The organism is [Actinomadura] parvosata subsp. kistnae, from assembly GCF_900323885.1.
In the GTDB taxonomy this organism is placed as follows: Bacteria; Actinomycetota; Actinomycetes; order Streptosporangiales; family Streptosporangiaceae; genus Nonomuraea; species Nonomuraea composti.
Genome location: NZ_OOHJ01000015.1, coordinates 610,406 through 623,832 on the forward strand (window position 1 = coordinate 610,406; position 13,427 = coordinate 623,832).

A 13,427-nucleotide genomic window follows, 5' to 3' on the forward strand; every position below is an offset into this window, starting at 1 on the left:
ACCTGGTCAGCTTCCGCACACACCGGGCACCCGACTTTCACCTGGGCAGTCTGGCCTTAAGAAACGCGCTGCGCAAACCATAAGGTGCATAGTGTGAGACCGATTGATGCCCTGGTGGACGCTCTGTCCGATGCCCGCGTCGTGACCGATCCCGACGTGATCGACTCCTACGCCCGCGACCGCACGTTCCTGGAGCCCGGCAAGCCGCTCGGCGTCGTGCTCGCCACCACCCGCGACGACGTCGTCACCACGATGAGGTGGGCCACCGAGCACCGCGTGCCGGTGGTGCCGCGCGGCGGCGGCACCGGCCTGGCCGGCGCCTCCGTGGCCGGCGACGGCTCGATCATCCTGTCGCTGGCGAAGATGACCGCGATCAGGGAGCTCTCCCCCGCCGACGAGATCGCCGTCGTCGAGCCCGGCGTCATCACCGCCGACCTGGACAGGGCCGCCAGGCAGCACGGGCTGATGTACGCGCCGGACCCGTCCTCGTACGAGATCTCCACCATCGGCGGGAACCTGGCCACCAACGCCGGCGGGCTGCGCTGCGTCAAGTACGGCGTGACCAGGGACTCCGCGCTCGGCCTCGAAGTGGTGCTGGCCGACGGCCGGGTGCTGAACACCGGGCGGCGCACGATGAAGGGCGTCACCGGCTACGACCTGACCGGGCTGTTCGTCGGCTCCGAGGGCACGCTCGGCGTGATCACCGCCGCCACGGTGCGGCTGCGGCGCGCGCCGGCCGCGCCGCCCGCGACGTTCGCCGCCGACTTCTCCTCGCTGCGGGACGCGGGCGCGGCCGTGTCGGCGATCATGGCGGCCGGCTGCCAGCCGTCGCTCATGGAACTGCTCGACCGGGCCACGCTGGAGGCCATCGACGAGTGGCGCAACATCGGGCTCGAACCGGCCACGCAGGCCATGCTCATCGGCCAGTCCGACGCCGCCGACGGCCAGGCCGCCGTGGAGCGCATGGAGCGGATCTGCACGGAGAACGGCGCCTCGTTCGTGGCCGTCTCCTCCAGCCCGCAGGAGGCCGACGAGCTGATTGGGCTGCGGCGGCTGGCGTACGGGGCCAAGGAGCGCCAGGGCGCCTGCCTGGTCGAGGACGTGTGCGTGCCCCGCTCGGCGCTGGCCGAGATGATCGGCAGGATCGAGGCGGCGGCGGTGCGGCACGGGGTGCGGATCGCCACCGTCGCGCACGCGGGCGACGGCAACCTGCACCCGGTCTTCATCTTCGAGCACGGCACCGTCGAGCCGCCCCCCGAGGTGTGGGCCGCGGCGGACGAGGTGTTCAAGGACGCGCTCGCGCTCGGCGGCACGCTCACCGGCGAGCACGGCGTCGGGCTGCTGAAGCGGCGCTGGCTGGAGCTGGAGTCGGGGCCGGTGGCGGGCGAGCTCCAGCGGGGCATCAAGGCCGTGTTCGACCCCCTCGGCATCCTCAATCCGGGCAAGGCGATCTGACCCCGACCTCGTGGATCTTGCCTTCACCAAGCCGTGACCTTGGGCGTCCAAGCGCACACGACCTGCGACGGGACCCTGACTTCCCTCGTCAAAACATGAAACTTCTGACAGGTCCGGCAGACGCCTCAAGGGTCACGCTGGTAGCGTTTTGCCTCATCTATTGGGTTGTAATGGGGGTCCGACGTGAATCAGTTCCAGCCGTTGGCGGCGGACGATCCGCGGCGGCTGGGGGCGTATGACATCGTCGCCCGGCTCGGCGAGGGCGGCCAGGGCGTTGTCTATCTCGGCAAGAGCGACTCGGGGGAACAGGTCGCCGTCAAGCTGCTGCACAACGCCCTGGTGGCGGACGCCGACGCCCGCACCCGCTTCCTGCGCGAGGTGGCGGTCGCCCAGCGCGTCGCCCGGTTCTGCACCGCTCCCGTGCTCCACGCCGACCTGGACGGGAGCCGGCCGTACATCGTCAGCGAGTACGTGCCCGGCCCCTCCCTGCGCGAGCTGGTCATCAACGAAGGGCCGCGGCGGGGCGCCGCCCTGGAACGACTGGCGATCAGTACGGCGACCGCGCTCGCGGCCATCCACCGGGCCGGCATCCTGCACCGCGACTTCAAGCCCGCGAACGTGCTGATGGGGCCCGAAGGCCCCGTCGTGATCGACTTCGGCATCGCCCGCGCCCTCGACTCCCCCGGCGCCACCGCCACCGGCATGGCCATGGGCACGCCCTCGTACCTGGCGCCCGAGCAGCTCAGCGGGGCGCAGGTGTCGGAGGCGGCCGACGTGTTCGCCTGGGGCGTCACCATGGTGTTCGCCGCCACCGGCAAGCCCGCGTTCGGGGCCGACTCCATTCCCGTCGTGATGAACCGGATCCTCAACGAGGAGCCGGAGCTCGGGACGATGGAGGGGCTGCTGGGCGACCTGGTGGCCGCCTGCCTGTCCAAGGACCCGGCGCAGCGGCCCAGCGCGGACGAGCTCATCGTCCACCTCACCGGCCAGCCCGCCCCGAAGGCGGCCATCGAGCCCGTGACGGGTGGCCAGAGGACCTTCGGCGCCGCCGCGGGCGCGACCGGCGGCGCCGCCACGGGTGCGGGTGCGGCCGGCGCCGCTGCCGGTGCGGCCGGCGCGGGCGCGCCTGCCGGTGCTGGCGCGCCGGGGGCTCCGGTGGCCCTGGCGGCTCTGGTGGCGCGTCCGGGCAGGACGACTACCCCGGCCCCTGGCACCAGCCGACCGGGCCCCAGCAGCTTCCGGTGCCGCAGACGGGCGACTACGGCCACCAGGCGGCGGCCGCGACGGCGCACCTCGGCCCGGCGGGCAACACCTCCCCCGGCCCGATCCAGGGCGCTGCGGGCAACGGACCTCAGGCGGGCATGCCGCACGGCGCTCCCGCCGGCCCCGGCCCCCAGGGCGGCGCGGGTGCTGGGGCTCAGGGCGGGCCGCACGCCGGGATGCCGCAGCCCGGGATGCCCGGCGGGCCCCAGGCGGGCATGCCCGGCGGCCCTCAGGCGGGCGTCGCCGGCGGCCCTCAGGGCGCCGGCGTGCCGGGCTCTGTGCCAGGTGGCCCGCACGGTGCGCAGGGTGCCGGTCAGGGCGGTCCGCAGGGTGCGCCCGGGATGCAGGGCGGGCCCGCTGGTGGGCAGCAGGGCGCGGCGTCCGGCATGCCGGGCTCCGGCCAGCCCTTCCCGGCAGGCGCCCACGGCGGCCCCGCAGGCCCGGGCGGGCCGGGCGGCGCCGGCGGGCCAGGCGGAGCCGGTGGCCCGAGCGGGCCTGGCGGGCCGGGCAGGCTCAACGGGCCCAGTGGTCCCGGTGGGGCCGGTGGTCCCGCTGGTGGGGCGGGGACGCGGCCGGGTGGGGGTGCGCCCGCGAAGCAGCGACGTACCCTGACGCTCGCCCTGTCCGGCGCGGCGGCAGCGGCGCTGCTCGTCGTGATCGGCGCGGTCGTCGTGCAGGCCAACAGCAAGGAGGCCCCGGTCGTGGCCGTGGGCAACTCGGCCAGCGAGTCCGAGGGCGGCTCGGGTGCGGGCCAGCCGGGCGAGGGCCCGTCCGAGCAGCAGCCGCCGCCCGTGGCGCAGCCGACGGACAGCGCGGCGCCGGTGCCCACGCTGGACATCGAGCCGGAGGAGACCAAGAAGACCAGGAAGCCGACCAAGGAGCCGATCGCTCAGGTGCCGGACCCGGTCACGCAGGCTCCGAGGCCGCAGACCACCACGAAGAAGGCCGAGCCGACGCCGACGCCGACCAAGACGAAGAAGAAGTCGACGACGCTCATCGAGCCTGAGGTGGACCCGGCGCGCAGCCCGTCCCCCACGCCCAAGACGTCGAAGACGCCGTCGTCGAAGACGAGCGCGAAGCCCGAGGCGGCCCTGAAGCCGAACACCTACAGCCCGGCTGCGGCGTGCGGCTCCGGCTACAAGATCATCAACTCGCACGCGCTGGGCGACAAGGCCACGGTCTACCTGCTCTACAGCAGCAGCGCGGGCAAGAACTGCGTGGTCACGATGTCCCGTTACGTGTACCCGAACAAGACGAAGATGAGCGCGACCCTCCAGGTGCAGGGCGGCGCGACGGGCGGCGACAACGGCGCGTTCACCGCCTACGCCGGCCCAGTGCGCCTGGCCGCGGCCAAGAAGTGCGTGATGTGGGGCGGCGCGTTCGGCGCGCTGAGCTGGAAGTCGGGCTGGAGCCACTGCGGCTGAGCACTGCCGCTGAGACCCGATGAACGGCCGAGCCGCCACCCGGTACGGGGTGGCGGCTCGTTCCATGCCTGGGCTAGCGTGCTGGGCATGATCGTCGCGAGGACTCCGTGATCACGAGCAGGCTCGACACCGCGAGCGCCGAGTACCGCGCCAGGCGCGCGGCGATGCTGGCCAAGCTGGCCGACCTGGACGCCGAGCAGGCCAAGGCGGTGGCCGGGGGCGGCGCGAAGTACGTCGAGCGGCACCGCGCCCGCGGCAAGCTGCTCGCGAGGGAGCGGGTCGAGCTGCTGGTCGACCCCGACTCCCCCTTCCTGGAGCTGTCGCCGCTGGCGGCCTGGGGCACCGACTTCCCCGTGGGGGCGAGCGTGGTGACGGGCATCGGGGTGATCGAGGGCGTCGAGTGCGTGATCACCGCGAACGACCCCACGGTCCGCGGCGGCGCCTCGAACCCGTGGACGTTGAAGAAGACCCTGCGCGCGGCGGAGATCGCGCTGCGCAACCGGCTCCCGTACGTGAACCTGGTGGAGAGCGGCGGCGCGGACCTGCCGACGCAGAAGGAGATCTTCATCCCGGGCGGGCAGATCTTCCGCGACCTGACGAGACTGTCGGCGGCGGGGGTGCCGACGGTGGCGCTGGTGTTCGGCAACTCGACGGCGGGCGGCGCGTACGTGCCGGGGATGAGCGACCACGTGGTGATGGTGCGGGAGCGGGCGAAGGTGTTCCTGGGCGGGCCGCCACTGGTCAAGATGGCGACCGGGGAGGAGTCCGACGACGAGTCGCTCGGCGGGGCGGAGATGCACGCCCGGGTGAGCGGCCTGGCCGACCACCTGGCGCAGGACGAGCACGACGCGCTGCGGCTCGGCCGCCGGATCATCGCCTCGCTGGGCTGGCGGAAGCTGGGCCGCGCGCCCGATCCCGGCGTGACGGAGCCGGCGTATCCGGCCGACGAGCTGCTCGGCATCGTGCCGGAGGACCTGAAGGTGCCGTTCGACCCGCGCGAGGTGATCGCGCGGGTGGTCGACGGGAGCATGTTCGAGGAGTTCAAGCCGCTGTACGGGGCCTCGCTGGTGACGGGCTGGGCCCGCGTCCACGGGTATCCGGTGGGGGTGCTGGCCAACGCGCGCGGGGTGCTGTTCAGCGAGGAGTCGCAGAAGGCCACACAGTTCATTCAGCTCGCCAACCAGTCGCGCACACCGCTGCTGTTCCTGCAGAACACGACCGGGTACATGGTCGGCAAGGACTACGAGCAGGGCGGCATCATCAAGCACGGCGCCATGATGATCAACGCGGTGTCCAACTCGACGGTGCCGCACCTGACGGTCGTCATGGGCGCCTCCTACGGCGCGGGCAACTACGGCATGTGCGGGCGCGCGTACGAGCCCCGCTTCCTGTTCTCCTGGCCGAGCGCGAAGTCGGCGGTGATGGGCCCGGCGCAGCTCGCGGGGGTGCTGTCGATCGTGGGGCGGGCCTCGGCGCTGGCCAAGGGGCAGGTGTACGACGAGGAGGCCGACGCGGCGATGCGGGCGATGGTGGAGGCGCAGATCGAGGCCGAGTCGCTGGCCTTCTTCCTGTCGGGGCGCCTGTACGACGACGGGGTGATCGATCCGCGCGACACCCGTACCGTGCTGGGGATGTGCCTGTCGGCGATCAACAGCGCGCCGGAGCCGGAGGCGGCGGGGTTCGGGGTGTTCCGGCCGTGATCACCCGCCTGCTCGTCGCGAACCGGGGCGAGATCGCCCGCCGCGTCTTCCGTACCTGCCGGGAGCTGGGCATCTCCACGGTGGCCGTGTTCTCCGACGCCGACGCGGAGTCGCCGCACGTGGCCGAGGCCGACCTGGCGGTGCGCCTGCCGGGTGTGCGCCCGTCGGAGACGTACCTGGACGTGGAGCGGCTGCTGGCGGCCTGCCGGGCGTCGGGGGCGGACGCCGTGCATCCCGGCTACGGGTTCCTGTCGGAGAGCGCGGACTTCGCGCGGGAGGTGCTGGCGGCCGGGCTGGTCTGGGTCGGCCCGCCGCCTGAGGCGATCGCGGCCATGGGGGTGAAGATCGGGGCGAAGCGGCTGATGACGGAGGCGGGGGTGCCCGTGCTGCCCTCGCTCGACCTCGCCGCGCCGGAGGAGTTCCCACTGCTGGTGAAGGCGTCGGCGGGGGCGGCGGGCGCGGGATGCGGGTGGTGCGCGGGCCCGAGGAGCTGGCGGGGGCGGTGGAGTCGGCGCGGCGGGAGGCCGCCTCGGCGTTCGGCGACGGCACCGTGTTCGCCGAGCCGCTGCTGGAGCGGGCCCGGCACGTGGAGGTGCAGGTGCTGGCCGACCGGCACGGCACCGTGTGGGCGCTGGGCGAGCGCGAGTGCAGCGTGCAGCGGCGGCACCAGAAGGTGGTCGAGGAGTGTCCCTCGCCGGGCATCTCGGAGGCGACGCGCTCCCTGCTGTACGAGGCCGCGACGCGGGCCGCGCGCACGATCGGGTACGTCGGCGCCGGCACCGTGGAGTTCCTGGTCAAGGGCGACCGGGTGGCGTTCCTTGAGATGAACACCCGGCTCCAGGTCGAGCATCCGGTGACCGAGCTGGTCCACGGCGTGGATCTGGTGCGGCTGCAGATCGAGGTGGCGGAGGGGCCGCGCTGCCGCCCGCGCCGCCCCCGCCGGTGGGGTGGGCGGTCGAGGCGCGCCTGTACGCCGAGGACTCCGGGCACGTGCCGCAGGCCGGGGTGCTGCGGCGGTTCGAGATCCCGGGCGGGGTGCGGGTGGACGCCGGGGTGGAGTCGGGGTCGGTGGTGTCGCCGCACTATGACGCGTTGCTGGCGAAGGTGGTGGCGCACGGCTCGACGCGGGCGGAGGCGGTGCGCAAGCTGGTGTCGGCGTTGCGCGGGGCGCGGCTGCACGGCCTCACGACAAATCGCGATTTGCTGGTGGATATCCTGACGAATCGGGATTTTGTGGCGGGCGACACGCACACCGGCTTCCTCGACCCGGACGGCCCGCTCCAAGCTTCCCCCGTTCAGATGCGGGACGGGCAGGAGGCGCTGGCCGCCGCGCTCGCCATGGCCGCGCTCAATCGCAGCCGCGCCCGCGTCCTGGCCGGCCTGCCCGCCGGCTGGCGCAACGTGCGCTCCCAGCCCCGCGCCGTCCGCTTCGAGGAGACCGGCGAGGTGACCTACGACCCGCTCCCCGAGGGTGTCGCCGTCGTCGCCGCGGACCAGTACCGGGTGGTGCTGGAGCAGGGCGGGCTGCGCCGTACGTACGAGATCGCCCACTATCCCGGCAGCGTGTGCGTCGACCACGCGGGCGGCCACGCGGAGCTGACCCCCGTCCCGCGGCTGCCCGAGCCGTCCGAGCACGTCGCGCCCGGCTCGCTGCTGGCCCCCATGCCGGGCAGCGTGCTGCGGGTCGAGGTGGAGCCCGGCGACCGGGTGGTCAAGGGCCAGGCGGTGCTGGTGCTGGAGGCGATGAAGATGGAGCACGTGATCACCGCGCCGGCCGGCGGCGTGGTGTCGGGCGTGCACGTGGAGAAGGGCCGGCAGGTCGACGCGGGAGCGGTGCTGGCGATCATTCAGGAGGGGGACTCATGACGGAGCTGGTGCACAAGGAGCTGGCGGGGGGCGTCGCGACGATCACGCTGGACTCGCCGCCCAACCGCAACGCGCTGTCCAGCCGCCTGCTCGCCGAGCTGGCCGAGCGGCTGGGCTGGGCGCTGGCCGAGCCGGCGGCCAGAGTGATCGTGCTGACCGCCACGGGGAACGTGTTCTGCTCGGGGGCCGACCTCAAGGAGCAGCGGGCCTCGGGCGCGCCGGTGACGGCCGCGTTCCCGGAGGTCCTGGAGCTGATCTGGGACAGCCCGAAGCCGGTGGTCTGCCGGCTCAACGGCACGGCGCGGGCCGGCGGCCTGGGGCTGGTGGCGGCGTGCGACTTCGCGATCGCGCCGCTGACGGCGTCGTTCGCGTTCACGGAGGTACGGCTGGGCGTCGCGCCCGCCATGATCGCCGTCCCGGTGCTGCGCAGGCTGAGCGCCCGGGCGGCGGCCGAATACTTCCTGACCGGCGAGGTCTTCGACGCCGCGCGGGCGGTGGAGATCGGCCTGCTGTCGGCGGCCGTCCCGCCGGAGGAGCTGGACGCGACCGTGGCCCGGTACGCCGGGATGCTCGCGCTGGGCGGCCCGGAGGCGCTGGCGATCACGAAACGGCTGGTCAGGGAGGTGCCGGCGATGCCGTTCGGTGAAGGGCTGCGCCGGATGGCCGAGCTGTCGGCCGAGCGCTTCACCTCGGAGGAGGGCCAGGAGGGCATCGCGGCCTTCCGCGACAAGCGCCCGCCCGCGTGGGTGCCCGCGGAGGGCTGAGCCGATGGTGCTGCGCGTCGCCAACTGCAGCGGCTTCTACGGTGACCGGCTCTCCGCCGCCAGGGAGATGGTCGAGGGCGGCCCGATCGACGTGCTGACCGGCGACTGGCTGGCCGAGCTGACCATGCTCATCCTGGCCGGCAACCGGCTCAAGGGCCGCCCGGGGTACGCGCCGACGTTCCTGCGCCAGCTCGAGGACGTCCTGGGGCCCTGCCTCGACCGCGGCATCAGGATCGTGACGAACGCGGGCGGCCTCGACCCGGCCGGCTGCGCGGAGGTCGTGCACGAGCTGGCCGGCCGCCTCGGCCTCGCCCCGTCCGTGGCGCACGTCACCGGCGACGACCTCACCGGCCGGGAGCTCCCCCTGGTCAACGCCGACACCGGCGAGCACCTGACCGCCACCCCGCTGACCGCGAACGCCTACCTCGGCGGGCGGCCGATCGCCGCCGCGCTGTCGGCGGGCGCGGACGTCGTGGTGACCGGCCGGGTCACGGACGCCGCCCTGGTCACGGGCCCGGGCATCTGGCGCTACGGCTGGGGGCCGGACGACCTCGACCCGCTGGCGGGCTCGGTGGTGGCCGGGCACGTCATCGAGTGCGGCTGCCAGGCGACGGGCGGCAACTACGCGTTCTTCCAGGACGTGCCGGACCTGGCGCACTGCGGCTTTCCTATCGCCGAGCTGCGCGCGGACGGCTCGTCCGTCATCACCAAGCACCCGGGCACCGGCGGGCTGGTCTCGGTCGGCACGGTCACGGCGCAGCTCGTGTACGAGCTGGGCGGCCCCCGCTACCTCGGCCCTGACGTGGTGGCCCGCTTCGACACGATCACCCTGTCCGGCGACGGCCCCGACCGGGTCCTGATCTCCGGCGTGCGCGGCGAGCCCCCGCCGGACACGCTCAAGGTCGCCGTCAACTACCTGGGCGGCTACCGCAACACGATGACGCTCGTGCTGACCGGCCTCGACGTGCCGGCCAAGGCGCGGGTGGCCGAGGAGGCGATCTGGGCGCGCATCCCGCGCGAGTCGTTCGACTCGGTGGACGTGACGCTCACGGATTCGGGGCTGCTGCGGATCACGGTGATGTCCGCGGACGAGCGCACGGCGGGCCGCGCCTTCTCCTCCGCCGTCGTGGAGACCGGGCTGGCCAGCTATCCGGGCTTCTACGGCCTCTCCCCGCCCGGGAACGCCTCGCCTTACGGGGTGTACTGGCCGGTGCTGGTGCCAGCCTCGGAGGTGCGTCCCAGGGTGGTCCTGAACGGCGAGGAGATCCCTCTCCCGGCCGCGGCGACCCCCGAGCACGCCACAAGCCTCCCGGCCCCGGCGACCCGCGTGCAGGCCGCACCTCTCGCGGCGCCTGTCGAGGTCGCGGCGTCCGGCGCAGGTTCGCCGGAGCCGGTCACCACGATCCCCCTGGGGCGCATCGCGGGTGCCCGCTCGGGCGACAAGGGCGGCAACGCGAACCTGGGGGTCTGGACCGACACCGAGGCCCGCTACGACTGGCTGGCCGCCCACCTGACCGTCGAGACGCTCAAGCGCCTCCTGCCCGGCCTCGCCCCCTACCGCGTGGACCGCCACGACCTGCCCAACCTGAAGGCGCTCAACTTCGTCGTGCACGGCCTCCTGGGCAGGGGCGTGGCCGCGAGCCCGCGCATGGACCCGCAGGCGAAGGCGCTCGGCGAGGAGCTGCGGGCGCGGCCGGTGGACGTCCCTATGTCGCTCGCGCCGCCCGCCACCCCAGCAGCCCCGCCCCCATGAGCCCGGCCACGGCCCCGAGGGACGAGGCCCGCACCGCAGGCGCGGGCCGCTCCCCCAGGCGGGCGCTCAGCCGCGTGCGCAGCGGCGCGAGCAGGGTCTCGCCCGCCTGCGCGACCCCGCCGCCGATGACGACGGCCGCGGGGTCCAGCACCAGCGTGTACGTGGCCAGCGCCAGGGCGAGCGCGTCCACGGCGTCGTCCCAGACGGCGGCCGCCCGCGCGTCCCCGTCGAGGAGCGCCCGCACCACCTCCTCGGCCCCGGGGGCGCCGAACCGGGCCGCGACGGCCCCTCCCGAGGCGTAGGCGGCCAGGCAGCCGCGCTGCCCGCAGCCGCAGGCCGCCCCGGCGGGCCGCACGGGGATGTGCCCGATCTGCCCGGCCCACCCGCCGGCGCCGCCGTAGAGCGTCCCGGACAGCACCACGGCGCCCGCGATGCCGGTGCCGATGGGCAGGTACAGCACGTCGTCCTCGCCGCCTCCGTAGGCCAGCTCGGCCTCGCCGGCCGAGCGGACGTCGTGGCCGAGCGCCACCGGCAGGTCAACGTCCCCGGCGAACGCCTCGGCGGGCACGTCCCGCCAGCCGAACGCGGCCGAGAACACGGCGTGCGTGGGCGTGACCAGGCCGGGCACCGCGAGCCCCACGGCCTGGGGCCGCACGCCGTCGCGGGGGCGGGCGAGGTCGGCGACGAAGGCGGAGATGGCGGCGACCACCCGGGCGGGGCCCTCGGCGCGCGGGGTGGGGCGGCGCTCGGCGTGACGGATCGTCCCGTCCCTGGCGACGAGCCCGCCTTTCATGGTGGTGCCGCCGACGTCGATGGCCGCCACGTACCCCATCCGCCCCTCCACCTCCGGAAAATCGTTTTGAGACCTTCATCCTCCATGAAGAACAATGCCCCCATGAACGTTCGCCGCCTCACCCTGGCCGACCTCGACGACTGCGCCCGCCTGGCGAAGGACCGCGGGTGGCTGCCCGAGCGGCACAAGTGGAGCCTGCTGTTCGAGGTGGGCGAGCCGTACGGCATCGACGCCCCCGACGGCGACGGCCTGGCCGGCACGAACGTGCTCACCTTCTACGGCGACGACCACGCGGTGATCAGCATGGTGCTGACGGCCTCCAGGTACGAGCGGCAGGGGCTGGCCGGCAGGCTGATGGAGCACGTGCTGGAGCGGGCGGCCGGGCGCACGGTCTCGCTGTACGCCACGGAGATGGGCCGCCCCCTGTACGAGCGGCTCGGCTTCCGCGTCGCCGGCCGGGCGGCCAAGCACACGGGCGTCTTCCGTGGCGAGCCGTCGGGGCGCACCCGCCCGGCCACGGAGGCGGATCTCGACGCCATCCTGCGGCTCGACGCGGAGGTGTTCGGCACGGACCGCTCGGCGCTGCTGCGGCGGATGTTCGGGTTCGGCGTGCAGGTGCGCGTGGCCGAGGGCGGTTTCGGGCACTGCTGGCGCAACGACGACAACACGGTGATCGGCCCGGTCGTGGCGCGCGACGAGGAGACGGCCAGGGCGCTGATCGGGGACCTGGCGCTGCACGCGGGCGGCGCGGTGCGGATGGACTTCGACCTGTCCAGGCGGGCGCTGATCGCCTGGGCGGGCGAGCACGGGATCGGCAGCCCGTGGGAGGTCTCGATGATGGTGCGCGGCGGGGACCTGCCGGGCGACCGGTCGTGCCAGTATCTGCCGTTCATGCAGGCGCTGGGTTGACCCGCCGCGCGGGGCTCTCGTAGGGTCAAGCACCAGAATATCGTTCTGCCGAAGGGCGGTCCATGACCTCCTCCACCCACATCGACGTCGGCGTCATCGACTTCGACGAGCTCGGCGCGTGGATGGACGCCGAGGGGCTGCCCGGCGGCCCGATCACGGGGCAGGCGCCGGTCCTGGGCGGCACGCAGAACGTCATGGTCCGCTTCGAGCGGGGCGGCCGCCCGTACATCCTGCGCCGACCTCCCCTGCACACCCGCCGCAAGAGCAACGAGGTGCTGCGCCGCGAGGCGCGGGTGCTGGCCGCGCTGCGCGACACGCCCGTGCCCGCGCCCCGGCTGGTGGCCGCGCAGACGGCGCGCGAGCCGGTGTTCTACCTGATGGAGCCGGTCGACGGGTTCAACCCCTCGACGGGGCTGCCGGAGCCGCACGCCTCCGACCCGGCGATCAGGCACCGGATGGGGCTGGAGGCCGCCGCCGCGCTGGCCGAGCTGGGGCGCGTCGATCCGGCCGTGCTGCCGGGGTTCGGGCGGCCGGAGGGCTTCCTGGAGCGGCAGGTGCCGCGCTGGCTCAAGGAGCTCGACTCCTACGGCGAGCTCGACGGCTATCCGGGCCCCGACATCCCCGGCCTGCACGAGACGGCCGAGTGGCTGACCCGGCACCTGCCCCGCACGTTCACCCCGGGCGTCATGCACGGCGACTACCACTTCGCGAACCTCATGTTCGCCCCCGACAGCCCGCGCGTGGCCGCGATCGTCGACTGGGAGATGTGCACGATCGGCGATCCGCTGGTGGATCTGGGCTGGTTGCTGGCGATGTGGCCGTCCGGCAACGAGCACGTGCCGGGGCTGCCGCCGCCGCGCGAGCTGGTCGCGTACTACGGGGCGCTGTCGGAGCGGGACATGTCGGCCATCGAGTGGTACGCGGTGATGGCCTGCTTCAAGCTCGGCATCGTGCTCGAAGGCACCCACGCCAGGGCGTTCGCCGGGAAGGCGCCGCAGGACCTCGGCGACCTGCTGCACGCGGCGACGCTGGGCTTGTTCGAGCGGGCGCGGGAGTTCATGGACGGGGCTCTCGACTGAGCCGTCACATATCACGTTTCCGAAAAACGATCACAAGCCGGGCGCTTACGCGTACAATTGCGCGCAATTGCACAATTAATCGGGGAAGGATCGTCATGCGAATGCGGTTCCTCGGCTCCACCTCGGAGGCGGGCGCCTGTCCCACCCTGTACGAGACCGACCGCGGCACCATCGTCGTGCAAGGTCTGCAAGTGACCGACGCGGAGGCGCTCGCGGACCTCCGTGACGTCCTCGACGGCGAGACCGCGGTCGAGGTCCCCCGCGAGCTCATCACCGAGATCGCCCGCCGCGTCCTGCCGGACGCCGCCAGTAAGCATGCCCCTGCGGCAAACGCTTTCCCGAGCAGCGGAGGAACACCCACGGCAACCGGTTGATCACAATTGCGGCGGGCCCTGGCATGATCGGCGCGGGCGGGGCTAGC

Annotated in this window: 11 protein-coding genes and 2 pseudogenes; 12 read left to right on the forward strand and 1 reads right to left on the reverse strand. The window is 73.8% G+C overall.

Going from position 1 to position 13,427, the window contains the following annotated elements:
• Nucleotides 1-93: 93 nt before the first annotated feature.
• The 9 genes and pseudogenes from KIS93_RS17525 (at nt 94) to KIS93_RS17555 (ending at nt 10,225) form a co-directional block, all read left to right on the forward strand.
• Nucleotides 94-1,455: an FAD-binding oxidoreductase gene (locus tag KIS93_RS17525; RefSeq protein ID WP_230465962.1), complete on the forward strand. Its 1,362-nt coding sequence runs from the start codon at nt 94-96 to the stop codon at nt 1,453-1,455.
• Nucleotides 1,456-1,638: 183 nt separating this feature from the next.
• Nucleotides 1,639-3,330, forward strand: a complete 1,692-nt coding sequence (locus KIS93_RS65280) for a serine/threonine-protein kinase (protein ID WP_246005302.1) — start codon at nt 1,639-1,641, stop codon at nt 3,328-3,330.
• A gap of 41 nt (nt 3,331-3,371) precedes the next feature.
• On the forward strand, nt 3,372-4,142 hold the full coding sequence (locus KIS93_RS17535; RefSeq protein WP_186404288.1) for a hypothetical protein: 771 nt from the start codon (nt 3,372-3,374) through the stop codon (nt 4,140-4,142).
• 164 nt (nt 4,143-4,306) lie between these two features.
• A complete protein-coding gene (locus tag KIS93_RS17540) occupies nt 4,307-5,842 on the forward strand; it encodes an acyl-CoA carboxylase subunit beta (protein ID WP_080046442.1) in 1,536 nt (511 codons plus the stop codon).
• A pseudogene (locus KIS93_RS69530) lies at nt 5,839-6,108 on the forward strand (biotin carboxylase N-terminal domain-containing protein); the annotation flags it as partial. The gene KIS93_RS17540 and the pseudogene KIS93_RS69530, both read left to right, overlap by 4 nt.
• A gap of 197 nt (nt 6,109-6,305) precedes the next feature.
• Nucleotides 6,306-6,698 (forward strand): annotated as a pseudogene (locus KIS93_RS69535) (ATP-binding protein); the annotation flags it as partial.
• Between the two features lie 86 nt (nt 6,699-6,784).
• Nucleotides 6,785-7,708 carry a biotin/lipoyl-containing protein gene (locus KIS93_RS69540; protein WP_335673896.1) on the forward strand — a complete coding sequence of 308 codons (924 nt, stop codon included), beginning with the start codon at nt 6,785-6,787 and terminating at the stop codon, nt 7,706-7,708.
• Nucleotides 7,705-8,472, forward strand: coding sequence for an enoyl-CoA hydratase-related protein (locus KIS93_RS17550; protein WP_080036582.1), 768 nt, complete (start codon nt 7,705-7,707; stop codon nt 8,470-8,472). The genes KIS93_RS69540 and KIS93_RS17550 overlap by 4 nt, the downstream gene beginning before the upstream one ends.
• Before the next feature lie 4 nt (nt 8,473-8,476).
• Nucleotides 8,477-10,225: an acyclic terpene utilization AtuA family protein gene (locus KIS93_RS17555; RefSeq protein ID WP_080036581.1), complete on the forward strand. Its 1,749-nt coding sequence runs from the start codon at nt 8,477-8,479 to the stop codon at nt 10,223-10,225.
• On the opposite strand, the gene KIS93_RS17560 is transcribed toward KIS93_RS17555, so the two are convergent.
• Complete coding sequence (locus KIS93_RS17560) at nt 10,179-11,057, reverse strand: ROK family protein (RefSeq protein ID WP_080036580.1); 879 nt, start codon at nt 11,055-11,057, stop codon at nt 10,179-10,181. The genes KIS93_RS17555 and KIS93_RS17560 overlap by 47 nt on opposite strands.
• 63 nt (nt 11,058-11,120) lie before the next feature.
• Here KIS93_RS17560 and KIS93_RS17565 point away from each other — a divergent pair, with 63 nt between their 5' ends.
• The 3 genes from KIS93_RS17565 to KIS93_RS17575 all read left to right on the forward strand — a co-directional run bounded on the left by KIS93_RS17565 (nt 11,121) and on the right by KIS93_RS17575 (nt 13,380).
• Complete coding sequence (locus KIS93_RS17565) at nt 11,121-11,927, forward strand: GNAT family N-acetyltransferase (protein WP_222107509.1); 807 nt, start codon at nt 11,121-11,123, stop codon at nt 11,925-11,927.
• Between the two features lie 62 nt (nt 11,928-11,989).
• Nucleotides 11,990-13,006 (forward strand): phosphotransferase family protein, encoded by a 1,017-nt coding sequence (locus tag KIS93_RS17570; RefSeq protein ID WP_080036578.1) that lies wholly within the window; start codon nt 11,990-11,992, stop codon nt 13,004-13,006.
• A gap of 95 nt (nt 13,007-13,101) precedes the next feature.
• Complete coding sequence (locus KIS93_RS17575) at nt 13,102-13,380, forward strand: hypothetical protein (RefSeq protein ID WP_080036577.1); 279 nt, start codon at nt 13,102-13,104, stop codon at nt 13,378-13,380.
• Nucleotides 13,381-13,427 lie beyond the last annotated feature (47 nt).